We start from the raw sequence: 22,060 nt of genomic DNA, 5'->3' as shown, positions 1-22,060 counted from the left end.
GTCAGCCCTCCTGGTTCGTTGCAGCCGGAGCCGCCGCCACCGGAGTGTCCTCCGTTGCGGCGCGACCGGCCTCGGTGCTGGTGGCGGTCGTGCCCGACGCGCCGCTGCGACGCGGGCGCTGGGGGCGCTCACGACGCGGGCCGCGACGGTCGTCGTTCGACGGTGCCGCCAGCTCGCGCCGGCCGCCCACGACGTCGCCCTTGTAGATCCACACCTTGACGCCGATCCGCCCGAAGGTGGTCTTCGCCTCGTGCAGGCCGTAGTCGATGTCGGCACGCAGCGTGTGCAGGGGCACGCGGCCCTCGCGGTAGAACTCGCTGCGGCTCATCTCCGCGCCGCCCAGGCGACCCGAGCACTGGACCCGGATGCCCTTGACGTTCGGCTGACGCATCGCCGACTGGATCGCCTTGCGCATCGCGCGACGGAACGCCACGCGGTTGCTCAGCTGCTCCGCGATGCCCTGCGCGACGAGCTGGGCGTCGGCCTCGGGGTTCTTCACCTCGAGGATGTTCAGCTGCACCTGCTTCTTGGTGAGCTTCTCCAGCTCGGAGCGGATGCGGTCGGCCTCGGCGCCGCGGCGGCCGATGACGATGCCCGGACGCGCGGTGTGGATGTCCACCCGCACGCGGTCCCGGGTGCGCTCGATCTCGATCTTGCTGATGCCGGCACGCTCGAGGCTGTCGGTCAGGCGCTTACGGATCTGGACGTCTTCCTTGACGTACTCCGAGTACTGCTTATCGGCGTACCAGCGGGACTTCCAGTCCGTGGTGATGCCGAGGCGGAAGCCGTGGGGATTGATCTTCTGACCCATGCTTACGCTCCCTTCCGGCTGTTGCGGCTGGCGGCGGGCTTCTTCGCGTCCAGCGACTCCACCACGACGGTGATGTGGCTGGTGCGCTTGCGGATCCGGTACGCGCGGCCCTGGGCCCGCGGCTGGATGCGCTTCATCGTCGGGCCCTCGTTGGCGTACGCCTCCGAGACCACCAGAGTGCGCGGGTCGAGACCCAGGTTGTTCTGCGCATTGGCGATGGCCGAGGCGAGGACCTTCGCGACGGGCTCACTCGCGGCCTGCGGCGCGAACCGCAGGATGGCGAGCGCCTGCTCGGCGTCCTTGCCGCGGACCAGGTCGATGACCCGCCGCGCCTTCATCGGGGTGACCCGGACGAACCGCGCGGTGGCGGACGCCGAGGTCGCTGCTGCTGTGTCGTTGCTCATTAGCGGCGCTTCGCCTTCCGGTCGTCCTTGATGTGGCCCTTGAACGTCCGCGTCGGGGCGAACTCGCCCAGCTTGTGACCCACCATGTTCTCCGAGACGAACACCGGCACGTGCTTGCGACCGTCATGGACGGCGAAGGTGTGACCGATGAAGTCGGGGATGATGGTGGAGCGGCGCGACCAGGTCTTGATGACCTGCTTGGTGCCCTTGTCGTTCTGGACGTCGACCTTCGCGAGGAGGTGGTCGTCGACGAACGGGCCCTTCTTGAGGCTGCGTGGCATTCTCTAACTCCCTCCTAGCGCTTGTTCTTACCGGACTTGCGGCGACGCACGATCAGCTTGTCGCTCGCCTTGTTCTTGCGGGTACGGCCCTCGGGCTTGCCCCACGGGCTCACCGGGTGGCGGCCACCGGAGGTCTTACCCTCACCACCGCCGTGCGGGTGGTCGACCGGGTTCATGACGACGCCACGGACGGTCGGGCGCTTGCCCTTCCACCGCATACGGCCGGCCTTGCCCCAGTTGATGTTGCTCTGCTCGGCGTTGCCCACCTCGCCGACGGTGGCGCGGCAGCGCACGTCGACGCGACGGATCTCGCCGGAGGGCATGCGCAGGGTCGCGTACGCGCCCTCCTTGCCCAGCAGCTGGATGCTGGCACCCGCCGAGCGGGCCATCTTGGCACCGCCACCGGGGCGCAGCTCGACGGCGTGGACCACGGTGCCGGCGGGGATGTTGCGCAGCGGCAGGGCGTTGCCCGGCTTGATGTCGGCGTTGGGGCCCGACTCGACGATGTCGCCCTGCTTGAGGTCCTTGGGGGCGAGGATGTAGCGCTTCTCGCCGTCCAAGTAGTGCAGCAGTGCGATCCGCGAGGTGCGGTTCGGGTCGTACTCGATGTGCGCGACCTTGGCGTTGATGCCGTCCTTGTCGTGACGACGGAAATCGATCAGACGGTAGGCACGCTTGTGGCCGCCACCCTTGTGCCGGGTGGTGATGCGGCCGTGCGCGTTGCGGCCGCCGTGGCCGTGCAGCGGACGGATCAGCGACTTCTCCGGGGTCGACCGCGTGATCTCGTCGAAGGTCGAGCCCGACGAGCCGCGACGACCGGGAGTGGTCGGCTTGTACTTGCGGATAGCCATTTAGCTCGCGCCTCCGAAGATGTCGATGGGCTTGCTATCGGCACTCAGGGTCACGATGGCGCGCTTGGTGCTCTTGCGCTGACCGTAACCGGCACGGGTGCGCTTGCGCTTGCCCTGGCGGTTCAAGGTGTTGACGCTGTCGACCTTGACGCCGAAGACCTTCTCCACGGCGATCTTGATCTGCGTCTTGTTCGCGTCCGGGTGCACCACGAAGGTGTACGTGTTCTCCTCGATCAGGCCGTAGGCCTTCTCGGAGATCACCGGCGCGAGCAGGATGTCCCGCGGGTCGGCGGGGATGGTTGCGGTTGCCATCAGGCGTTCGCCTCCTCGGTCTTCGTGGCGCTCGCGATGAACGAACCCAGAGCCTCGCGGCTGAACACCAGGTCATCGGCGTCGAGGACGTCGTAGGTGTTGAGCTGGTCGGCGAAGATCCACTTCGCGTTCGGCAGGTTCTGGACGCTGCGCTGCGCGGTGAGGTCCTCGCGGCCCACGACCACGAGGAACTTCTTGCGCTCCGACAGGGCGGCCAGGAACAGGCGGGCGGTCTTGGTCGACGCCTCCTGGCCGGCCACCAGCTCGGTGACGACGTGGATACGGTCCTCGCGAACCCGGTCGGTGAGGGCACCGCGCAGGGCGGCGGCCTTCATCTTCTTCGGGGTGCGCTGGCTGTAGTCGCGCGGCTGCGGGCCGTGGACGGTGCCACCGCCGTTGAACTGCGGCGCGCGGGTCGAGCCCTGACGGGCGCGGCCGGTGCCCTTCTGGCGGTACGGCTTACGGCCACCGCCGCGGACCTCGCCGCGGGTCTTGGTGGCGTGGGTGCCGGCACGCGCAGCGGCGAGCTGGGCCACGACGACCTGATGCATCAGGGCGATGTTGGGCTCCACGTCGAAGATCTCGGCGGGGAGGTCGACGGTGCCGTCGACCTTGCCGTCGGCGGTCTTGACATCGAGAGTCAGCTTGCTCATGCGCGAGCACCACCCTTCACGGCGCTACGGACCATCACGAGGCCGCCCTTGCGGCCGGGGATGGCGCCCTTGATCAGGATGACGCCGGCGTCGGCGTCCACCTTGAACACGGACAGGTTCTGCGTGGTCACCTTGTCGGAGCCCATGCGGCCGGCCATCCGGACGCCCTTGAAGACGCGGCCCGGGGTGGCGCAGCCACCGATCGAACCGGGGGCACGGTGCACGGCCTGCGCGCCGTGGCTGGCGCCGAGACCGGCGAAGCCGTGGCGCTTCATGACGCCGGCGTAGCCCTTGCCCTTGCTGATGCCGGTGACGTCGACGAAGTTGCCCGCCTCGAACACGTCGGCGCCCAGCTCCTGGCCCACCTCGTAGTCAGCGGCGGCGCCGGCGTCGGCGAGCCGCAGCTCGGCGATGTGGCGACGCGGGGTGACACCGGCCTTGGCGAACTGGCCCGAGACGGGCTTGTTCACCTTGCGGGGGTCGATCGCGCCGAAGGCGAGCTGCACGGCGTCGTAGCCGTCAGCGGCCTGGGTACGGATCTGGGTGACCACGTTCGGCCCGGCCTTGACGACGGTGACCGGGACGACCCGGTTGTTCTCGTCGAAGACCTGGGTCATGCCGAGCTTGGTGCCCAGGATTCCCTTGATCTTGTTCTCAGTCATATCGATTTCTCCGCAGCCGCTTACTGGATGTTCACGTCGACGCTGGCCGGCAGGTCGATGCGCATGAGCGCGTCGACCGTCTTCGGCGTCGGGTCCAGGATGTCGATCAGCCGCTTGTGCGTACGCATCTCGAAGTGCTCGCGCGAGTCCTTGTACTTGTGCGGCGAACGGATGACGCAGTACACGTTCTTCTCCGTCGGCAGCGGCACGGGACCGACCACGCGGGCGCCGGTGCGGGTCACGGTCTCGACGATCTTCCGAGCAGACGCGTCGATCGCCTCATGGTCATAGGCCTTGAGCCTGATGCGGATCTTCTGTCCCGCCACGCTGTGTCCTCTTCCGTCAAGTGTTCAAACGTATTGCTAGACACACGGACAGCTGAATCACCTGCGGGAACGTATCCCGCCTGAAGTCGATCGACGCTGTTCATGTGTCAAATTGCTCCGGTCCACGCGGTCGGGCGTGTCGCGCTGGCGCTCATGCTCCGCCGTGTGTTCCGGTGGCTCCCGCGAGGGGCGCCGGGTCGATACCGTCATCGAGTGGCCGACCGGCCCGCATCACGAAGACGTCATACGAGACCGCGCCGCCCGACAAGGCAACCCGACCAGTATGCACTGCTCGGGCCGCTTCTTCAAATCGAACCGATGGATCCGGTCGATGCGATTCGCGTCACACTCCGCGGCCAGCGCGCTCTGGAAGAATGTGTGCCATGACCGAGCAGCGCGTCGCGCCGAAGCTGGGCGCGCTGATCCTGGTGGGGGCCCTGGGCGCCGGGCTCGTCGGCTGCACGGTCGAGCCGGGGGCCGGGCGCGGCGGACCGTCGGGCTCGGCGACCGCGTCGAAGCCCCGGATCGTCGCGCGCCCCGCCGCCACGGTGCGCGACGACGCCGTCCGCTACACCTACCCCGCGCCGAACGCCGACCCCCGGCAGAATTACGGCAATCTCTACCTCCCCCGGGGCGCGCACGCTCCGCACACGGTCCCCGTGGTGGTGCTGATCCACGGGGGTGGGTGGAAGAACCGCTCCAGCGCCGGCTACATGGCCGAGGTCGCGCGGGCGCTGCAGGCCACCGGCCTCGCGGTCTGGAACATCGAGTACCGGCGCGTGGGATCCGGGGGCGGTTGGCCCACCACCTTCACCGACGTGGGCTACGCCGTCGACCACGTGCCCGCCCTCGCGGAGTCCGCGCCCGCGCTGGATCCGACGAACGTGATCCTCGTGGGCCATAGCGCCGGCGGTCAGCTCGCGGCGTGGGCGGCCTCGCGGCGCATCCTGCCGCCGGGGTCACCCGGAGTGACCTGGCCCGCGGGCGCCGGCCCGACGGTGACCCCGCGCGCGTTCGTGGCCATGGCCGGCGTGCTCGACATGCGCACCAGCTCGCGCCTCAACGACCATGTGCGCACCGCGCTCGGCGGGATGCCCGACCGGGTGCCCGAGCGGTACGCCCTGGCCAACCCGATCCAGCGCATCGACCCGACGATGCCCTCCGTCGCGATCCACGGGACCAAGGACACCGTCGTACCGGACGAGGAGTCCGTGGCCTTCGTCGCCGCGGCGCAGGCGCTCGGCGCACCGTCGCTGCTGGTCCAGCTCGACGGTGCCAATCACGGCTCCCCCGTCAACACCCGATCGCCGTACTGGCCGCGCATCCAGGCGACGATCGTGCGGCTCGCGAACGAGGGCTTCGACGCCCTCGCCGCGAATCCGCCGCGCTGATCCGCGAGCCTCGGTGAGGTTCGGTCAGGCGGTGAACCAGCGGCGCGAGGACTCCGACGCCCACAGCAGGATCGGGACCGCGATGGTGGCGACGATGCCCCAGCAGGTCAGGATCATCAACGCCGCGACGACAGTGGCGACGATCTGCACAGCCTTCGTGCGCTTGAGCAGCAGCAGAACACCGGCCGCGATGCCCGCGACACCGAGCACGAATCCGAGGACCCGGCCGACGGCGTATCCCGCCATGACCGCACCGTCGTCGATGCCTGCCGACGCGCCGAGCCCCAGACTGACCAACTGCAGCACGAGGACGCCCGCTCCGAGCACCAGGAGCACGATCGCCGCGGCGAGCACGGTGCCGGGTCGCGTCGTCGGCACGGGGCCGCCGAACCCGGGCTGACCGAACCCGGGCTGCGGGTAGCCGGGCTGACCGTAGGGCTGCTGGGCGTAGCCGGGCTGACCGTAGGGCTGCTGCGAGTAGTCCGGCTGGCCGTAGGGCTGCTGCGAGTAGTCCGGCTGGCCGTAGGGCTGCTGCGGGTACTGAGGGAGGCCGCCGTTCTGCTGCTGCCCCTGCGGATCCTGCGGATTCCGGCCGTACGGGTCGTTCGTGGTCACTGATCTCTCCCCTTCGCTGACGTGTGCGATCACGCTACCCCCGGCAACCCGGTCGCGTCGCGCACACGAACTTACCCCGCGGTAAGATAGCGACATGACGAACACCAGCACGTTGAAGATGTGGCGCACACTGAGCGACAAGCCGCTCGGCAAGCTGGCCTTCTCTGCCGCCGCCTCGCTCAAGGCCCCGTACTTCGCATCGGTCACCCCGTACATCTCGGAGATCGAGTACGGCCGCGCGGTCGTCCACGGCCCCAAGTGGTGGTTCGTGCAGAACCACATCGGTACCTTCCACGCCATCGCGGCGTGCAACCTGGCCGAGGTCGGCATGGGCATGGTCATGGAGGCCTCCACGCCGGGCACCCACCGCTGGCTGCCGAAGTCGATGACGGTGGACTACCTCGCCAAGGCCGAGTCCTCGCTCGTCGCGACCGCGACGCTGACCGAGGAGGTCGACTGGGAGGCGATCACCACCGGTCGCGAGGTCCCCGTCGACATCGCCGTCCGCGACAAGAAGGGCACCGAGGTGGTGCACGCCCGGATCACGACCTGGGTCACACCCAAGCCCTCGAAGTGACCGATTTCTGCAACTCACACACCACTGGCAACGTGCGTTAACAGGGTTCACTCGGTTTACAGGCGGTGTGGTGTGTGGCACGCTACCGTCGCACAGTCCTGCGCCCGGCCCGAGGAGAATCATGCGCCGTACCACCGTGACCACGCCCCGCTCCGCGGCCGCGTCCGTCGCCCGTAGGGCGGCCGCCACGATGGCCGTCCTGGGCACCGTCGTCGCGCTCGTGCCCGGCTCGGCCCAGGCCGAACCCGTGACGACCATCGTCCCCGGCAGTTCCGTGCTCACGGTCTCGAAGCTCGTCGGGAACGTGGCCGACGGTCGCGGTTGCACCGTCGGGTTCATCGGGCAACGTCCCGACGGTTCGCGGGTGGGCCTCTACGCCGGCCACTGCGGCGACCAGGGCCAGCAGGTCGTGGTCGACGGCCGCATCGTCGGCGTGAACACCGGCTCATCAGCACCCAGCCTGACCAAGACCGATCTGTTCGTCGTGCCGGACGCGCCCGACTGGGGCGTGTTCGCCCTCGACCCGAAGCTGGCGAAGGCCGCGCCCGGCGGCCGCATCCGTCCGAGTACCGTCGGCACCGCGCGGGCCGGCGACCAGGTCTGTAGCCAGGGCGTCTCGTCCGGATGGCGCTGCGGTTCCGTGGTGAGCGTCGACGGCGGATACATCGCCACGACGATCCCCGTGCAGGTCGGCGACAGCGGCGGGCCGCTGATCCGTACCTCCGACAACGCCGCCCTCGGCATCGCCAGTCGCGCCGCCACCTTCGACGGTCCGCTGCGCCGCAACGGTTCCCTCTTCTACGACCTGGGCTCCGCCCTCCGCGCGAGCGGCACCTCGCTCGTCGTCGGGTAGCAGCGGGCTGCCGGGCCGAGCGGCCCGGCAGGGCCGAGCACCTGCCCGATCATCCCGCACTCGGATTCCGTCCGGTTCGGACACGCTGTCCGGATCGGACAGGATCCGAGTGTCGCGTGAACGCCTCGTGCCTTATCCGGCGAACCAGGCCCGAGCCGACTTCGATCCCCACAGCAGGAGCGGCACAGCGACGGTCGCGATCAGGCCGGTGCACGTCGCGCCCAGGAGGACGGCCGTCGCGGTCGCGACGATCAGCGCGGTGCGGGTCCGCTTGGCGAACAGGAGGACCGCGCCCACCAGGCCCGCGACCGAGCTGACCATCCACAGCAGCCCCAGCGGCACCCCGATGTCCTTGTCGGCGAATCCGGAGATCCCCAGCAGGAGCCCGAACAGACTGCACAGGATCAGGACGACCGCGGACACGATCGCCTGCCACGGCAGCTTCGCCGGCTGCTGCGTACCCGGCGGCCGCACCTGCCCGGCGCCGGTCGGATACGGGGGCGGCGTCTGCGGGATCGCGGGCGGCGGGGTGTACTGCCGCGCCGGCGCGGGAGCGGCCACAGTCGGACGGGCGACGGGCCCCGAGCCGACCGCCCGGGCCGCGGTCTCGAGCGCGCGGGCGAAGTCGGCGCAGGTGCGGAACCGCCGGGCCGGATCGGCGGACATCGCGGCGGACAGGGCCCGGTCGAGCGGCGCCAGGCGCGGATCGGCCTGCGCGGCGCGGGGCACCTCGCCGCGCATCTTGCGGCTGATCACCGCGCCGGGAGTGGTGCCGGCGAACGGGCTCCTGCCGGTCAGCAGGGTCAGCGCCGTCGCGGCGAGCGCGTACTGGTCCGTGCGGCCGTCGACGTTCTCGTCGGCGAGCTGCTCCGGCGCGGCGTAGGTCACGGTGCCGACGGCCATGTTGGTCGCGGTGAGCCCGGCATCGTCGTCGATGCGCCGCGCGATCCCGAAGTCCGCCAGCAGGACCCGGCCACCGGCGTCGCCGCCGGACTCGGCGAGCAGGACGTTCGCCGGCTTCACGTCGCGGTGGATGAGGCCCTTGCCGTGGGCGTGGTCCAGCGCCGACGCGACCTGGGTGATCACCGACACGACATCCGCCACGGGCAGGCCACGGGGGTACCGATCGCGGATCAGCTGATCCAGGTCCGTGCCCGCGACGTAGTCCATCGACAGCCAGAGCTTGCCGTCGCACTCGCCGCGGTCGTGGACGCCGACGATGTTCGGATGGAAGAGCGTGGCGGCGAGGTCGGCCTCGCGGTTGAACCGCACCCGGTAGGACTGGTCGTTCGACAGGTCCTGCGGCAGGATCTTCAGTGCCTCCTGCCGCGGCAACCGCGGATGCGCGACGAGGTACACCTCGCCCATCCCACCCGCGCCCAACCGACGGACCACCCGGAATCCGGCGAATTCCTCACCGGCCTGCATCGACATGCACGGATCCTAGCGGCCGCCACCGACGGTTTCCGGCATACCGCCCGACGATCAGTCGCGCCAGAGCGTCGCCGGATCGGTGGTCTCGGCCGACGGTGCGGCCGGCGTGCCCGCCGGGGTGCGGGAGAACCGCGGCGCGGGCATCGGCGCCATCGCTCCCCCGACCTCCCGCAGGTTGCCGCGCGCCGCCATGTGCGGGTGCTTCGGCGCCTCCTCGAAGGTGAGGATCGGCGCGACGCAGGCGTCGGAGTCGAAGAAGACCTCGGCCCACTCGTCGCGGGTGCGGGTCTTCAGCGCGGCACCGATCGCGGCGCGCAGCTCGGGCCAGCGGGCCTGATCGAGCTGGAAGGGCAGGTCGTCCTGCTGGAGGTCGAGCTTGGCCAGCAGCTCCGCGAAGAACTGCGGCTCGATCGCGCCGACGGAGACGTACTTGCCGTCGGAGGTCTCGTAGGTGTCGTAGAAGGGCGCGCCACCGTCGAGCGTGTTGACACCGCGCTCGTCGCTCCAGATGCCCTGGCCCCGGAAGTCCCACTGCATCTGGCCGATGAGGGAGGCACCGTCGACCATGGCGACGTCGATGACCTGCCCCTTGCCCGATGTGTTGCGCTCGTAGAGCGCGGCGAGCACGCCGAAGACGAGGAACATCGAGCCACCGGCGAAGTCGCCCACGAGGTTGAGCGGCGGCACCGGGCGCTCGCCCTGGCGGCCGATCGCGTGCAGTAGGCCGGTGAGGGAGAGGTAGTTCATGTCGTGGCCGGCGCGCTGCGCGAACGGGCCGTCCTGGCCCCACCCGGTCATCCGGGCGAAGACGATGCGGGGGTTGCGCTCGAGCACCACGTCGGGGCCGAGGCCGAGGCGCTCCATGACGCCGGGGCGGAAGCCCTCGACGACGACATCGGCGCGGTCGATGAGCTCGAGGATCGTCTCGATGTCGTCCGGGTTCTTCAGGTCTGCCTCGACGATGGTCCGGTTCCGCTTGACGCCCGACGGGACGCCGGTGAGACCGGCCACGCCGACGCCGGGGCGCTGCACGGAGACGACGTCGGCGCCCTGGTCGGCGAGGAGCATCGCGGCGTGCGGGGCGGGGCCGAGACCGGCGAACTCGACCACCTTCAGTCCCGCGAGGGGACCCTGCTTCGAATCAGTCATGAATGCACGTTAACTTGCCCGTAGGCTGGACGGGTGACCTGGCTCTCGATTCACGATCCCGACGATGCCGTTCGCGCGACCCTCGTTCTCGCCCACGGCGCCGGCGGCAACCGCGACCAGGCGATGCTGCGGCTGCTCGGCGACGAGCTCGCGCAGCGCGGCGTGCGCACCGTCCGCATCGACCTGCCGTTCCGGCGGCAGCGGCCGAAGGGCCCGCCGTCACCGTCGGGCCAGGCGGCCGACCGGGCATCCTTCGCCGAGACGGCCCGGCTCCTGGAGATCGACGGGCCGGTCCTGTGGGGCGGGCACAGCTACGGTGGTCGGATGGCGTCGATGGCCGTCGCGGAGGGCCCCGGCCCGGACGAGCAGGGTCCCGACGGACTGGTCCTCCTGTCCTATCCCCTGCACCCGCCCGGGCGGCCGGAGAAGGCCCGCACGGCTCACCTGCCGGACATCACGATCCCGACGGTGCTCGTCCACGGCAAGCGCGACCCCTTCGCCGCGCCGGAGGAGCTGGCCGAGGCCGCGGGACTCATCACCGGCCCGATCACGATCGTGGAGGTCGCCGCGGCGCACGACCTGGCACCCGCGAAGTCCGGCGCCCCGGCGAAGGCCGCGGACGCGATCATCGCGCTGCTCGATCAGCTGAACGCGTAGTCGTCGATCGGGAACGTGCGGGCGTCGCGGCGGGCGCCGAGCACGGAGCTGGGACGCAGGAGCGTGGCCTCGCCGTGCGGGTCGAAGTAGTAGCTGCGGCTCCCCGCACACGAGCCCCGCTGGAAGACGGACCTTTCGAGCCGATGGCTCATGGTCTCCAGGAACCGCGCATTGGCCTGCTCCGTGACCTCGACGGTGCGCGCCGAACGCCGGTCGATCTCGTCGAAGACGCGCCGCAGGTGCACCATCTGCGCCTCGATGGTCCAGAAGTACGACAGCCCGGTGTAGCTGTACGGGCTGTGCAGGCTGAAGAAGTTGGGGAACTTCGGCACGGCCATGCCCTCGTAGGCCTGGAACCGTCCCTCGCGCCAGAACTCGCCCAGGTCGCGGCCGTCCCGGCCGGTGACCTCGATCGCCGGGAAGTTCTTCTCCCACAGCGAGAACCCCGTGGCGAGCACGAGCACGTCCAGCTCGTGCACGGTGCCGTCGGCCATCTCGATGCCGTGCGGCAGCACTCGCGCGATCGACGCGGCCTCGAGCGTGACGTTCGGCCGGGAGAAGGCCGGGAAGTAGGTGTTGGAGAAGGTGGGCCGCTTGCAGCCGAAGGAGTACGACGGGGTGAGCGCCGCCCTCGTCCTCGGGTCGCGGACCTGGGCGAACATGTGCGCCTTGGCCAGCAGTGCCGCCACGTCGTTGAACCGGTGGCCGTACTTGTAGTTGAGGACGCCCACGGTGTTGAGCACCTCGAGCGCCGTCGAGTTCGCCAGGCGCGCAGCGCGTTGCGTGACCGGCAGCCTCCGGAACAGTGCCTTGACGGGGCCTGGCACCGGGAAGTCGACCTTCGGCACCACCCAGATCGGCGTGCGCTGGAACACCGTGAGATGCCCCGCGACCTTCGCCAGCTCCGGGACCAGCTGCACGCCGGTCGCACCGGTCCCGATCACGCCGATCCGCCGACCGGCGAGCGGCACGTCGTCGTCCCACTGCGCGCTGTGGACGACGGTGCCGGCGAAGTCCTCGATGCCCTCGATGTCGGGCAGCTTGGGCTGGCTGAGGAAGCCGGTGGCGGTGATCAGGTAGCGGGTGCGGAGCTTCTGTTCGAGGCCGCCGTCGCGCACGACGGTGACCTCCCACTCGTCGGCGCGGGCGTCCCATCGGGCGCCCCGCACGTCGACGCCGAAGCGCATGAGCGGGCGCAGGCCGTACTTGCCGGCCACCCGGCTCGCGTACGCCTTGAGCTCGGATCCCGGCGCGTAGAGCCTCGACCAGCCCGGGTTCGGCTCGAAGGAGTACGAGTAGGTCACCGAGGCGATGTCCACCGCGAGCCCCGGGTAGTGGTTGACGTGCCACGTCCCGCCCAGGTCGTCCTCGCGCTCGAGGATCACCAGGTCGTCGATGCCGCGTTCGCGCAGCTCGATCGCGGCCCCCATGCCGCCGAATCCCGCCCCGACGATGATCACGTCGTGTGCCATGCCCGCCCCTTCGATGAACGAAACGTCAGTTCCATCGCAAACCTACACCGGTGTAGGACGGATACCCTGATGCCATGACCCAGGACGATCCGTCCACCCGCCTGCGGCGCGGCGCGAAGCTGGGCGGCGCTGTGGCCCGGCAGGCGGTCGACCGCACCGTCGCCCGGGCCCGCGCGCGCACGCCCGAGGAGCGGGCGGAGGCCGAGGAGCAGGCGGCACTCCGCGCGGCCGACCGCCTGGTCGCCGTGCTGGGGTCCATGCGCGGCGCGGCGATGAAGGTCGGACAGGCGCTGGCCACCGTCGACCTGGGACTGGTGCCCGAGCACGCCCTGCCGGCCTTCCAGGAGAAGCTGACGGCGCTCACCGATCGTGCGCCCGGCGCTGCGTTCTCCGAGGTGCTGCCCGTGATCGAGGCGGATTGTCCGCGCGGCGCCTTCGCCGATATCGATCCCGAACCGATCGCGGCCGCCTCCATCGGCCAGGTGCACCGCGGCGTCACCGCCGACGGTCGCGCCGTGGCGATCAAGGTCCAGTACCCGGGCGTCGACGCCGCGATCCGCGCCGACCTCAAGAACCTCGCCCTGCTGCTCACCGTGTGGCGGGGCCGCCGCGCCTCCGCCGTCCGGACCGAGGCCGTGCTCGCCGAGATCAGCGAGACGATCCTCGCGGAGCTCGACTACCCGGGCGAGTGCCGCGCGCAGTCCGGGGTGGCCCGACGGTACGCCGGCCACCCGTTCGTCCGGGTGCCCGCGCCGCTGCCGGAGCTGTCCGGGCCGCGCGTGCTGGTCACCGAGTTCGTCGACGGTGCGCGGTTCGGCACGCTGGGGTCGGCGCCGCCCGGGGTGCGCGACCGCGCCGGGGAGATCCTGCACCGGTTCTACGTGGGCGGCGTCTTCGGCGACGGCGAGTTCTGCGGTGATCCGCACGCGGGCAACGTCCTGGCCTGCGACGACGGACGGCTCGCGTTCCTCGACTACGGGCTCTACAAGACACTCGGCCCGGAGTCGGCGGCGTTCGAACGGGCGTGCTTCCGCGCCGCCGTCGCCGACCGCGGCGACGACCTCGTCGGGCTGCTGCGCGCCGCCGGCGCCCTCCGCGGTGACGGGCCGGGCGCCGACACGTTGCTGCGCTACTTCCGGCTGTCGGCACCGTGGCACCTGCGGCCGGGCCCGGCGACGATCACACCCGCCGAGGTCAAGCGGGCCGTCGCGGTGGCGACCTCGCCGCCCGAGTGCGATCCCCCGCTCCGCCTGCCCGCCGCCCACACCTTCTCCCGCCGGGCGGAGCTGCTCACCTTCGGCATGATCGGCGGGCTGGAGGCCACCGCCGACTGGCACGGCATCTGCCGCGAGTGGATCTACGGCGACCCGCCGTCCACCGAGCTCGGTCGCGAGCACGCCGCCTGGCTCGCGCGGAGTGGTGGATAGTGCCCGCTGGGCGGGCAGAATCCGCCACACGTCCGGCCGATAACCTGGACGCATGAGCCTGACCCCCCATTCGAGCCGCAGCCAGATCGTCACCGTCGCCGAGGTGATCGACGAGACGGAGCTCGCGAAGTCCTTCGTCTTCGACGTCGAGTGGGACTACCGGCCGGGGCAGTTCGTGACCGTCCGCGTCCCGTCGGAGCTGACGGGGTCCGTGGCGCGGTCCTACTCCCTGTACACCTCCCCGTTCGACGCCGGCAGGCCCGGCGTGACGGTCAAGCGCACCGTCGACGGGTACGCGTCGAACTGGCTGTGCGACAACCTGACCGCGGGCTCCGAGCTGGAGGTCCTGCCGCCGGCGGGCGTGTTCGTCCCCGAGAGCCTCGACGTACCCCTGCTGCTGCTCGCGGCGGGCAGCGGCATCACGCCGATCATGTCCATCCTGTCCGCCGCGCTGACGGCCGGGACGCAGCCGGTCACGCTGCTGTACGCCAACGCCGCCCCCGCGGCGACGATCTTCCGCGAGCGGATCGCCGCGCTGGAGGCCGAGCACGAGCGGCTCACCGTGATCTGGTGGATGGAGTCCGAGCGCGGCATCCCCGACGCCGACATGCTGTCCGCGCTGCTCACGCCCTATCACTCGCGCATCACCTACCTGTGCGGCCGCGACGAGTTCATGGCCGCCTGCAAGGAGGCCGCGCGGGTGATCGGGACCCCGCGGGAGCAGGTGCACCAGGAGATCTACGCCTCGCTCACGGGCGACGCCTTCGCCGACATCGTGCCCCACGAGGTGGCGGTCACCGTCGACTCGCCGCAGGTCACCGTCCACAACCTGGGCGCGACCTTCACCGTGCCGTGGCCGGAGGGCGAGTCGCTGGTGGACGTGCTCATCAATAACGGCCACGACGTGCCGTACTCCTGCCAGTCGGGCGAGTGCGCGACCTGCCTGTGCAAGCTGACGAAGGGCACCGTCGAGATGGCGGTGACCGACGGTCTGGACCCCGACGACGCCGAGGACGGTTACATTCTGGGGTGCCAGGCGAAGCCCACGTCGCCCGAGTTGGAGGTCGAGTACTGATGCGCATCCGCGGAGCCGTGCTGGAGGAGATCGGGCGCGCGCGTCCGTACGCGCAGTCGTCGCCGATCTCGGTCGGCGAGCTGGAGCTCGCGCCGCCCGGCCCGGGTGAGCTGCTGGTGCGCATCGAAGCCGCAGGCCTGTGCCACTCCGATCTGTCGGTGGTCGACGGTAACCGCGTCCGCCCCGTGCCGATGCTGCTGGGCCACGAGGCCGCCGGCATCGTGGAGGCGTTGGGCGAGGGCACCGAGAGTGTCGCGGTCGGCGACCGCGTCGTGATGGCCTTCCTCCCCCGCTGCGGCGAGTGCGCCAATTGCCGTACCGACGGCCAACTCCCGTGCACGCCGGGCAGCGTCGCGAACAACGCCGGCGAGCTGTTGGGCGGCGGCCGACGCCTCTCCCGTTCCGGGCAGGACGTGCATCATCACCTCGGGGTGTCCGGCTTCGCCACGCACGCGGTGGTCGACGCGCGCTCCGTGACCCGCGTGGACGCCGACGTCCCGCCGGAGATCGCCGCCGTCCTCGGCTGCGCCGTGCTCACCGGCGGCGGCGCCGTGCTCAACGCCGGAATGCCTTCCGGTGGCGACGATGTCATCGTCATCGGCCTGGGCGGGGTCGGCATGGCCGCCGTCCTCACCGCCCTGTCCCTGAAGTCCGACGGTGCCGTCGGCCGCGTGATCGGCGTCGACGCACAGCCCGCCAAGCTGGACGCGGTGCGCGCCCTCGGTGCCGATCTCGCCTACACCCCAGCGGAATTGGCGGAGGCGGGCGTACGGGCACCGGTCGTCATCGAGGCCGCCGGGCATCCTCGCGCCTTCGAATCCGCGGTGGCGGCGACCGCCGTCGGCGGCCGGACGGTCACCGTCGGACTGCCCAATCCCGCTGCGCGGTCCGAGATCAGCCCGCTCGTGCTGACGGCCGAGGCCCGCACGATCATCGGCAGCTACCTGGGATCCGCCGTGCCGCAGCGCGACATCCCGCGCTACGTCGAGCTGTGGCGCGCCGGCAAGTTGCCGGTGGAGAAGCTGATCAGCGGCGTCATCATCCTGGACCAGATCAACGAGGGCATGGACTCCCTGGCCGACGGTGCCGCCGTCCGCCAGGTGATCCGGTTCTGAACTGCTTCCAGTCAGACCTCGACCACCTCGGCAACGAGGTGGTCGATTCTTCGGCGCCAGTCACCACCTCTGGTCCAGCACCATGCAATAACATCCGGCACACAGAGGAGTAGGTCTTCGTGAGCGCGCCGGTGAGCCCACATCGGAGCTGACCCCTTCGGACGTGCGGACTTCGCCGAGTTCAGAGTGATTCCGTCCCACCGCAGCATCGATTCGTCCAGCTCCAGAACGATTCGCCCATCCGCGTCCGCATACACCCGGCGAAGAATTCGATCACGCGAGGCCTTGTCCGACTCGCCCTCACGCCCCACGTAGACGTGCGCAACGACAGGCATCCGCGCCGTAGCGTCAGCGAGCACCTTCCGGCGTCGATCGCTCTCGCTCTTCATGTGAATGCGGCGCTGCCCCGGGAGCACATGGACTCGCACGGCGCGCTCAACTGTCGCCCGGTCTCCATCCTCAACGATGACCACAACAACCACGTATCGCCGTCGCTTTGCCTCATCGAGGTACAGGGTCCGATTCACGACTCATCCCGAGAAAGCGCGAAGCCCCGATGCACGGTCGTCCGGCCGCGTCCGGGGCTCACTTCCCACAGGCTTAGCGCGAGGGGCTAGATCAATCATGCCACGCCTCCTTGGACTCGACAACGAGATACCGGCTCGCTCGCCGGATGGACAAGCGAGGCGGATCACCGAAGTCCGACCACGGTCGGCGTCGCCCAACACCTACTCCATCCCGTTCACCACACCGACCAGAGCCCCTCGACATATCAGCCGCAACCGTCCATCATTGTCATGCTCAGCCTCCCTCTCAAGGGATGATCCAAGTACCGAGTTGATCTCGGCGCACTCCCCGCGCAAGCGGGGATGCTGAGCATATTGAATTAAACAGTACAGAGTTGATATCCGAGCTTGATTTTTCATTCGGCGCAACCTAGCTTCATTCATATGACGCAGATCACATCACACGGGACTGACACGAACGGGCCTACGCCCGACCTGTCGGGTCCGGCCATGGCGATGTGGGCGAAGTCTCGGAACGAGGACGGGAACCACCTCCCGCTGTGGCGGCACATGGCCGACGCAGCCGCGATCACGCGTCGACTCTGGGACGCACTCCTGCCTGCGGCGACCCAGTCGCTGATCGCGGAGGCCGTCAGGTCAGCCGGCCTCGCCCAGCGCCTCATCGCATTCCTTGCCGCCGCTCACGACGTTGGCAAAGCGTGCCCGGTGTTCGCAGCAATGCCCGGCGTCGGCCTTGATCAACAGATCCGGGACACCGGGCTCAGCTTCCCCACGATCTCCCCACAGGAGCGTCGAGAGTTTCCCCACTCGCTCGCCGGCTATCGCGCACTCAGCACCTGGCTGCAACTTCACCACGGGTGGACGAAGAACGAGGCCGCCTACCTCGCCGCGGTCCCCGGCGGGCACCATGGACGCTTTCCCAGTTTCAGCAGCGTCACCGGCGACGACCGCCGGATGGGCGACGACCGCTGGCGTGGGGCGCAGGACGAGCTCTTGACCTACGCCGCCGACATCGCCGCGATGACGTCCGACGATTTCGCGGCGCTCCGATCAGTCCGGCTGAGCCAACCGGCCGCCATCGTCGTGACCGCTCTCGTGATCGTGGGCGACTGGCTCGCCTCAACGGAGTCGCTGTTCCCGTTCGCCGATCGCCGCGACTCCCTTGCCCGCGCGGACGCCGCGATGCGACGGCTCGCGCTGCCGAAGCCGTGGCAACCGCGCCCTCCTGACCTCGACACAGAGCTGTTCCGATCCCGACACGCACTCGAAGCGCCACGGCCTGTGCAGACGACGCTCGCACAGCTCGCCCGCGAGCTGCCCGAACCCGAGCTGATGATCGTCGAAGCTCCCACCGGAGAGGGGAAGACGAAAGCCGCACTCGCGGCGGCCGAAATCCTGTGCGCACGATTCGGCCTGGGCGGGGTCGTATTCGCGCTCCCCACGCGGGCCACCTCCGACGCGGTGTTCTCGGAGGTGCGCCGGTGGCTACCGCGCACTCTCGAGACCGACGACGTCACCGTCTCGCTCGTGCACGGCACCGCGGAGTTCAACCCGGAGTACGACGATCTCCTCCGTCCGTCAGGGATCCATGACGACGAGCACCGACGCCACGAGGGCACCGCGGTGGCCAATTACTGGCTGTCAGGACGTGGAAAGCTCGCGACACTGTCGAGCGTGGTCGTGTGCACGATCGACCAGGTTCTCGTCGCCGGCCTCGCGGCGAAGCATGTGGTCCTGCGCCATCTGGGCCTGTCGGGGAAGGTGGTGATCCTCGACGAAGTGCATGCTGCGGATTCGTATATGACGGAGTACCTCAAGCGAGCGCTCATGTGGCTCGGCGCCTACAACGTGCCGGTCATCGCCCTCTCTGCGACGCTGCCGCCTGCACGCAGGGCCGCGCTACTCGATGCCTACAACCAGGGCAAGAAGCGCCGCACTCGGGCGAGTGGGAGCCCGGTGTACCCGATCCTCACGACCAGCGATCCCGATGGGAGCCGATCGATCCCTCTCGCACCGTCCGGGCGGACCGCGCAGATCATGATCGACGAGCTGCCCGGTCACGAGGCCGAGATCGCCGCGGCCGCAGTCGCTGCCGCGGCCGCCGGCGGCCGCATCGCGATCGTCTGCAACACCGTGTCCCGCGCGCAGAACGTCACCCGGTGCCTCGTGTCGGCGAACAGCGACGCGACCGTGAAGCTCCTTCACTCGCGCTTCCTCGGGCCCGACCGGCGGCAACGAGAGGAAGAGCTCCGCGATCTGCTGGGGCCCGCCCCGAGTGCACCTCGCGTGGCATCCGACGCTCTGATCGTCGTCGCCACCCAGGTGATCGAGCAGTCGCTCGATCTCGATTTCGACCTCATGTTCAGCGACGTCGCCCCGATCGACCTCCTCATCCAGCGTGCTGGTCGGCTGCATCGGCACGCCAGGGCGGATGACGAGCGGCCGGCAACCATGCGCGAACCTCGCCTGGTGCTGACGGGGTTCGCGCGATGTCCCGACGGTGCACCCGACATCGATCGCGGGTGTGCCGCGGTCTACGGGTCAGCGGCGCTGCTCCGTTCCCTGGCCGTCCTCGACGAACACCGCGCCACCCTCGGTGCGATTCGTTCACCGGACGACGTCGCTTCCCTGGTGACCAGCGCGTACCAGGACGAGCTGCCACCACCGGCGGATTGGGAGGGTTCGTGGGCCGAAGCGGCGGACAACGCGTCGATTCGCGAGGCGCGGCAGGTCGGACGTGCCGGCGACTTCACGATCGATCGTCCCAAGCAGGAACCGTTGGTCGGCTGGCCCAGCGCACTGGCAGCCGATCCCAGCACGCTCAAGGGCTTGGCTCAGGTGCGCGACGCAGACGATGCGATCGAGGTCGTGCTGATCGAACGCGACGCCTCGGGTCATTTGATCGCGCCCCGCTGGGACACCGAGATCCGTGGTGAACAGGTCGATCTCGGCACCGTCGTCGAAGATCTGTTGGCGCGCCGCCTGGCCCAGGACACCGTGCGGCTGCCGGCTCACCTGGGTCGCGGCCGCGGAGGAGACCTGCTGATCGACGCGCTGGAACGCCAGGGCTTCATCGACACGTGGCAGCAATCCCGCTGGCTACGAGGAGCGCTGCCGCTGATCCTCGGACCGGACGCCCGCGCCCGGCTCGCCGATCACGAATTCGAGTACGACGATGCCCTCGGCCTCGTCGTCGACTACCGAGGAGAATCATGACCTTCAACCTCGTCGACGAGCCGTGGATCGTCGTTCGGATGGCCGACGGTGCAGCCGCCACCGTCGGCCTGCGCGAGCTGTTCCACGGCGCGCACAGGATCTCCCGAATTCACGGCGACCTGGCCACGCAGGATTTCGCGGTGCTCCGCGTCGCGTTGGCGATCTACTACAGAGCGGTCCTCGAGGAGGCGAGCGGCGACTACGACGCCGTCGACATCGCCGCGCTGTGGAACGACGGGCCGCCACTTCATGCGATCGACCGCTATCTGGATCAGTGGCACCATCGATTCGATCTGTTCCACCCCGAGCACCCGTTCCTGCAGGTGGCGGATCTGCACCTCGCGTCCGATGAGGTCCGCGGGCTGGAGCTCCTCGTCTCCGGATCACCGGGCGAGGGAGCACTGTTCAGCATGGCCCAGCGTTTGGACTACCTCGACGCCGCCACCGCCGCCCGGTGGTTGATCCACTGCCATGCCTTCGACTACACCGGGATCAAGTCCGGTGCGGTCGGCGATGAGCGGGTGAAGGGTGGCCGCGGATACCCGATCGGCGTCGGCTGGGCCGGATGGCTAGGTGGCCTGATCGTCGAGGGCGACAACGTGGCCGAGACACTCTTCCATAACTTCGTCGCGCCGAAGGAGCCCGACGACCGCGACGCACCGATCTGGGAGCTGTCCCCGCTCACCTCAGCTCCCCGACGCGCCAGTGACGCCGGCCCGTTCGGTCCGCTCGCCCTGTTCACCTGGCCCATCCGCCGCATCAGGCTCTTCCACTCCGATCGATCCGTCACCGGTGTGCTCGTCTGCAACGGCGACCCTCTCGACTACTGGCGCCAACACACCCGCGAGCCGATGTCTGCCTGGCGCCTCAGCGATGCCCAACGCAAGAAGCAGAAGTCCACGACGCCCGTCTACATGCCGGCCGCTCACGATAAGTCCCGCGCCCTGTGGCGTGGCCTGGGCAGGCTACTTCCGTGGGGCACCGACGCACCCCGCGACAAGGCCGGCGATCGCCTTCACCTGCCGCCGCACACCCTCAACGAGCTATCTCGGCGCGTCGCGCTCGGCCTCCTACCCGAGGACATCCTCATCCGGACGTCGGGAGTGGGATTCGAGTACGGCGCGCAGATGAGCTCGTACGGTGAGCTCATCACCGACGCACTCGAAATGCACCCGACGGTCACCGACCCGAGCAGCGCGAGCCACAGTGCGGTCCGCACGGCGCTCGACCGTGCCGACGGTGCGGCCCGCGCGGTCGGCAACTTCAGCGCCGACCTCGCCGTGGCGGCGGGCGGCGAGCGCGAACCAGCGATGAGCACCGCGCGAGACCGCGCCTATCACCTTCTCGAGCAAGACTTCGGCCGCTGGTTACCGACGGTGAACAACACCAATACCGAAGAGCGACTGTCGATCTGGACCAACCATGCCCGCGACACTCTCATCGCACTCGCTGAAGAGCTCACCGCCGATGCGCCGCCGGCCGCCCGCGGCCTACGCGAACGCGACGGCCATCTCGTGTCCATCGGCACGGCGCAGCACCGATTCCGGCGCAACCTCTATCACTACCTACCCACCGAATCGAAGAACGAGGGAGGAGTCGCATGAGCAGCCCCGATCCACTGACCGACCACGTCCGCACCGTCATCGCGCGCCTGCAGGACGGTGCGCTCAAGAACCGAGCGGGAGCAGTCACTACCCTGGCCCGACTCCGGCGCGCCCCGCTCAATGACCCGACTGCGGATCCGTCCGTCTACCAGGTCGTATTCGAGGGCTTCCCGCAGCAGTACCAGACGGGCGAACTCCCCACCCATCAGGAACGCGCCGCATACGTAGCAGCATGCCTGTTCAGCCATCACCAGCAGTCGAAGTCCGAGCACATGCACCGGGTCTCCCAGTCGTCGCCCGGCGGCTACGGCCTCGGTACGGCGATACGTCGGCTGGCACAGGAGAACGGCACGATCGAACCGGATAGCGCAGTGGTCCGCCGATTCAATGCCTTGGCCACCGCCGACCACGACACGGAAGTGATCCATCACGTGCGCGGTCTGGTCGGGCGGCTCCGGGCTGCGAATCTTGCACTCGACTACGGCCGGCTCGCCCGTGACCTCGCAGACCTGTTCTCGGGCGAACGCTCCCGCCGTGAGCGGGTTCAGCTCGCCTGGGCGCGCGACTTCAGCCGGCCCGCACCGTCGAAACGCGCGAGCACACCGTCCGTCCCTTCCGCTGATTCCACCACGACCCACTAGGGAGACA

At 69.6% G+C, this 22,060-nt stretch carries 22 protein-coding genes; 10 read left to right on the top strand and 12 right to left on the bottom strand.

The window, feature by feature from the left end; all coding sequences use genetic code 11:
* Nucleotide 1: 1 nt before the first annotated feature.
* From rpsC to rpsJ, 8 genes are read right to left on the bottom strand one after another with little or no spacing between them, the layout of a single operon-like run.
* Nucleotides 2-811, bottom strand: coding sequence for a 30S ribosomal protein S3 (gene rpsC / locus ABZX10_RS16710; protein WP_068573207.1), 810 nt, complete (start codon nucleotides 809-811; stop codon nucleotides 2-4).
* A gap of 2 nt (nucleotides 812-813) precedes the next feature.
* Nucleotides 814-1,215, bottom strand: a complete 402-nt coding sequence (gene rplV, locus ABZX10_RS16705; protein ID WP_355542080.1) for a 50S ribosomal protein L22 — start codon at nucleotides 1,213-1,215, stop codon at nucleotides 814-816.
* Nucleotides 1,215-1,496, bottom strand: coding sequence for a 30S ribosomal protein S19 (gene rpsS, locus ABZX10_RS16700; protein ID WP_068573204.1), 282 nt, complete (start codon nucleotides 1,494-1,496; stop codon nucleotides 1,215-1,217). The genes rplV and rpsS overlap by 1 nt, the downstream gene beginning before the upstream one ends.
* 14 nt (nucleotides 1,497-1,510) lie before the next feature.
* On the bottom strand, nucleotides 1,511-2,347 hold the full coding sequence (gene rplB, locus ABZX10_RS16695) for a 50S ribosomal protein L2 (RefSeq protein WP_355542076.1): 837 nt from the start codon (nucleotides 2,345-2,347) through the stop codon (nucleotides 1,511-1,513).
* Nucleotides 2,348-2,659: a 50S ribosomal protein L23 gene (gene rplW, locus ABZX10_RS16690; protein WP_068522672.1), complete on the bottom strand. Its 312-nt coding sequence runs from the start codon at nucleotides 2,657-2,659 to the stop codon at nucleotides 2,348-2,350. It abuts the gene before it with no gap.
* Entirely contained in the window at nucleotides 2,659-3,312 is a 654-nt protein-coding gene (gene rplD / locus ABZX10_RS16685; RefSeq protein WP_355542072.1) for a 50S ribosomal protein L4, read from the bottom strand. The genes rplW and rplD overlap by 1 nt, the downstream gene beginning before the upstream one ends.
* Nucleotides 3,309-3,974 (bottom strand): 50S ribosomal protein L3, encoded by a 666-nt coding sequence (gene rplC / locus ABZX10_RS16680; protein WP_355542069.1) that lies wholly within the window; start codon nucleotides 3,972-3,974, stop codon nucleotides 3,309-3,311. The genes rplD and rplC overlap by 4 nt, the downstream gene beginning before the upstream one ends.
* 20 nt (nucleotides 3,975-3,994) lie before the next feature.
* A complete protein-coding gene (gene rpsJ, locus ABZX10_RS16675; protein ID WP_003938093.1) occupies nucleotides 3,995-4,300 on the bottom strand; it encodes a 30S ribosomal protein S10 in 306 nt (101 codons plus the stop codon).
* A 383-nt stretch (nucleotides 4,301-4,683) separates the two neighbouring features.
* Here rpsJ and ABZX10_RS16670 point away from each other — a divergent pair, with 383 nt between their 5' ends.
* Nucleotides 4,684-5,691, top strand: coding sequence for an alpha/beta fold hydrolase (locus ABZX10_RS16670; protein ID WP_355542064.1), 1,008 nt, complete (start codon nucleotides 4,684-4,686; stop codon nucleotides 5,689-5,691).
* A 24-nt stretch (nucleotides 5,692-5,715) separates the two neighbouring features.
* Here ABZX10_RS16670 and ABZX10_RS16665 read toward each other — a convergent pair whose 3' ends face one another.
* Nucleotides 5,716-6,306 carry a hypothetical protein gene (locus tag ABZX10_RS16665; RefSeq protein ID WP_355542061.1) on the bottom strand — a complete coding sequence of 197 codons (591 nt, stop codon included), beginning with the start codon at nucleotides 6,304-6,306 and terminating at the stop codon, nucleotides 5,716-5,718.
* A 94-nt stretch (nucleotides 6,307-6,400) separates the two neighbouring features.
* Between ABZX10_RS16665 and ABZX10_RS16660 the strand changes: the two genes are divergently transcribed.
* A complete protein-coding gene (locus tag ABZX10_RS16660) occupies nucleotides 6,401-6,883 on the top strand; it encodes a hotdog fold domain-containing protein (protein ID WP_355542058.1) in 483 nt (160 codons plus the stop codon).
* 121 nt (nucleotides 6,884-7,004) lie between these two features.
* Nucleotides 7,005-7,736 (top strand): hypothetical protein, encoded by a 732-nt coding sequence (locus ABZX10_RS16655; protein WP_355542055.1) that lies wholly within the window; start codon nucleotides 7,005-7,007, stop codon nucleotides 7,734-7,736.
* A 132-nt stretch (nucleotides 7,737-7,868) separates the two neighbouring features.
* On the opposite strand, the gene ABZX10_RS16650 is transcribed toward ABZX10_RS16655, so the two are convergent.
* Nucleotides 7,869-9,170, bottom strand: coding sequence for a serine/threonine-protein kinase (locus ABZX10_RS16650; RefSeq protein ID WP_355542052.1), 1,302 nt, complete (start codon nucleotides 9,168-9,170; stop codon nucleotides 7,869-7,871).
* Nucleotides 9,171-9,221: 51 nt separating this feature from the next.
* On the bottom strand, nucleotides 9,222-10,319 hold the full coding sequence (locus tag ABZX10_RS16645; protein WP_355542049.1) for a CaiB/BaiF CoA-transferase family protein: 1,098 nt from the start codon (nucleotides 10,317-10,319) through the stop codon (nucleotides 9,222-9,224).
* Between the two features lie 33 nt (nucleotides 10,320-10,352).
* On the opposite strand from ABZX10_RS16645, the gene ABZX10_RS16640 reads away from it, so the two are divergent.
* On the top strand, nucleotides 10,353-10,976 hold the full coding sequence (locus tag ABZX10_RS16640) for an alpha/beta fold hydrolase (protein WP_355542046.1): 624 nt from the start codon (nucleotides 10,353-10,355) through the stop codon (nucleotides 10,974-10,976).
* Here the strand turns inward: ABZX10_RS16640 and ABZX10_RS16635 are convergent.
* Nucleotides 10,961-12,448, bottom strand: coding sequence for an NAD(P)/FAD-dependent oxidoreductase (locus tag ABZX10_RS16635; protein ID WP_355542043.1), 1,488 nt, complete (start codon nucleotides 12,446-12,448; stop codon nucleotides 10,961-10,963). The two genes, ABZX10_RS16640 and ABZX10_RS16635, sit on opposite strands and share 16 nt — an antisense overlap.
* Before the next feature lie 74 nt (nucleotides 12,449-12,522).
* Here ABZX10_RS16635 and ABZX10_RS16630 point away from each other — a divergent pair, with 74 nt between their 5' ends.
* The 6 genes from ABZX10_RS16630 (at nucleotide 12,523) to casB (ending at nucleotide 22,053) form a co-directional block, all read left to right on the top strand.
* Nucleotides 12,523-13,875: an AarF/ABC1/UbiB kinase family protein gene (locus ABZX10_RS16630; RefSeq protein ID WP_355542040.1), complete on the top strand. Its 1,353-nt coding sequence runs from the start codon at nucleotides 12,523-12,525 to the stop codon at nucleotides 13,873-13,875.
* Between the two features lie 52 nt (nucleotides 13,876-13,927).
* Nucleotides 13,928-14,950, top strand: a complete 1,023-nt coding sequence (locus ABZX10_RS16625) for a ferredoxin--NADP reductase (RefSeq protein ID WP_355542037.1) — start codon at nucleotides 13,928-13,930, stop codon at nucleotides 14,948-14,950.
* The gene (locus ABZX10_RS16620; RefSeq protein WP_355542033.1) at nucleotides 14,950-16,065 is read left to right on the top strand and encodes an alcohol dehydrogenase catalytic domain-containing protein; all 1,116 of its coding nucleotides are present in this window, start codon (nucleotides 14,950-14,952) and stop codon (nucleotides 16,063-16,065) included. The genes ABZX10_RS16625 and ABZX10_RS16620 overlap by 1 nt, the downstream gene beginning before the upstream one ends.
* 950 nt (nucleotides 16,066-17,015) lie before the next feature.
* On the top strand, nucleotides 17,016-19,808 hold the full coding sequence (cas3, locus tag ABZX10_RS16615) for a CRISPR-associated helicase Cas3' (protein ID WP_355542030.1): 2,793 nt from the start codon (nucleotides 17,016-17,018) through the stop codon (nucleotides 19,806-19,808).
* Nucleotides 19,805-21,412, top strand: a complete 1,608-nt coding sequence (gene casA, locus ABZX10_RS16610; RefSeq protein ID WP_355542027.1) for a type I-E CRISPR-associated protein Cse1/CasA — start codon at nucleotides 19,805-19,807, stop codon at nucleotides 21,410-21,412. The genes cas3 and casA overlap by 4 nt, the downstream gene beginning before the upstream one ends.
* Nucleotides 21,409-22,053, top strand: a complete 645-nt coding sequence (casB, locus tag ABZX10_RS16605) for a type I-E CRISPR-associated protein Cse2/CasB (RefSeq protein WP_355542023.1) — start codon at nucleotides 21,409-21,411, stop codon at nucleotides 22,051-22,053. Before casA ends, casB begins: the two co-directional genes overlap by 4 nt.
* Nucleotides 22,054-22,060: the final 7 nt, after the last annotated feature.

It is taken from the genome of Tsukamurella sp. NPDC003166, from assembly GCF_040611135.1.
Classification (GTDB): Bacteria; Actinomycetota; Actinomycetes; order Mycobacteriales; family Mycobacteriaceae; genus Tsukamurella.
Note: the sequence above shows the minus strand (reverse complement) of the source record. Positions and strands in the feature narration are given on the sequence as shown.

Excerpts from the sequence above, each read along its gene's own strand:
- ABZX10_RS16625 (WP_355542037.1), top strand. The coding sequence starts at position 13,928 with ATGAGCCTGACCCCCCATTCGAGCCGCAGCCAGATCGTCACCGTCGCC.
- rpsS (WP_068573204.1), bottom strand. The coding sequence starts at position 1,496 with ATGCCACGCAGCCTCAAGAAGGGCCCGTTCGTCGACGACCACCTCCTC.
- rplW (WP_068522672.1), bottom strand. The coding sequence starts at position 2,659 with ATGGCAACCGCAACCATCCCCGCCGACCCGCGGGACATCCTGCTCGCG.
- cas3 (WP_355542030.1), top strand. The coding sequence starts at position 17,016 with ATGACGCAGATCACATCACACGGGACTGACACGAACGGGCCTACGCCC.
- ABZX10_RS16635 (WP_355542043.1), bottom strand. The coding sequence starts at position 12,448 with ATGGCACACGACGTGATCATCGTCGGGGCGGGATTCGGCGGCATGGGG.
- ABZX10_RS16650 (WP_355542052.1), bottom strand. The coding sequence starts at position 9,170 with ATGTCGATGCAGGCCGGTGAGGAATTCGCCGGATTCCGGGTGGTCCGT.
- ABZX10_RS16645 (WP_355542049.1), bottom strand. The coding sequence starts at position 10,319 with ATGACTGATTCGAAGCAGGGTCCCCTCGCGGGACTGAAGGTGGTCGAG.
- casB (WP_355542023.1), top strand. The coding sequence starts at position 21,409 with ATGAGCAGCCCCGATCCACTGACCGACCACGTCCGCACCGTCATCGCG.
- rpsC (WP_068573207.1), bottom strand. The coding sequence starts at position 811 with ATGGGTCAGAAGATCAATCCCCACGGCTTCCGCCTCGGCATCACCACG.
- ABZX10_RS16660 (WP_355542058.1), top strand. The coding sequence starts at position 6,401 with ATGACGAACACCAGCACGTTGAAGATGTGGCGCACACTGAGCGACAAG.
- rplC (WP_355542069.1), bottom strand. The coding sequence starts at position 3,974 with ATGACTGAGAACAAGATCAAGGGAATCCTGGGCACCAAGCTCGGCATG.
- rplV (WP_355542080.1), bottom strand. The coding sequence starts at position 1,215 with ATGAGCAACGACACAGCAGCAGCGACCTCGGCGTCCGCCACCGCGCGG.
- casA (WP_355542027.1), top strand. The coding sequence starts at position 19,805 with ATGACCTTCAACCTCGTCGACGAGCCGTGGATCGTCGTTCGGATGGCC.
- ABZX10_RS16670 (WP_355542064.1), top strand. The coding sequence starts at position 4,684 with ATGACCGAGCAGCGCGTCGCGCCGAAGCTGGGCGCGCTGATCCTGGTG.
- ABZX10_RS16630 (WP_355542040.1), top strand. The coding sequence starts at position 12,523 with ATGACCCAGGACGATCCGTCCACCCGCCTGCGGCGCGGCGCGAAGCTG.
- rplD (WP_355542072.1), bottom strand. The coding sequence starts at position 3,312 with ATGAGCAAGCTGACTCTCGATGTCAAGACCGCCGACGGCAAGGTCGAC.
- ABZX10_RS16620 (WP_355542033.1), top strand. The coding sequence starts at position 14,950 with ATGCGCATCCGCGGAGCCGTGCTGGAGGAGATCGGGCGCGCGCGTCCG.
- ABZX10_RS16655 (WP_355542055.1), top strand. The coding sequence starts at position 7,005 with ATGCGCCGTACCACCGTGACCACGCCCCGCTCCGCGGCCGCGTCCGTC.
- rplB (WP_355542076.1), bottom strand. The coding sequence starts at position 2,347 with ATGGCTATCCGCAAGTACAAGCCGACCACTCCCGGTCGTCGCGGCTCG.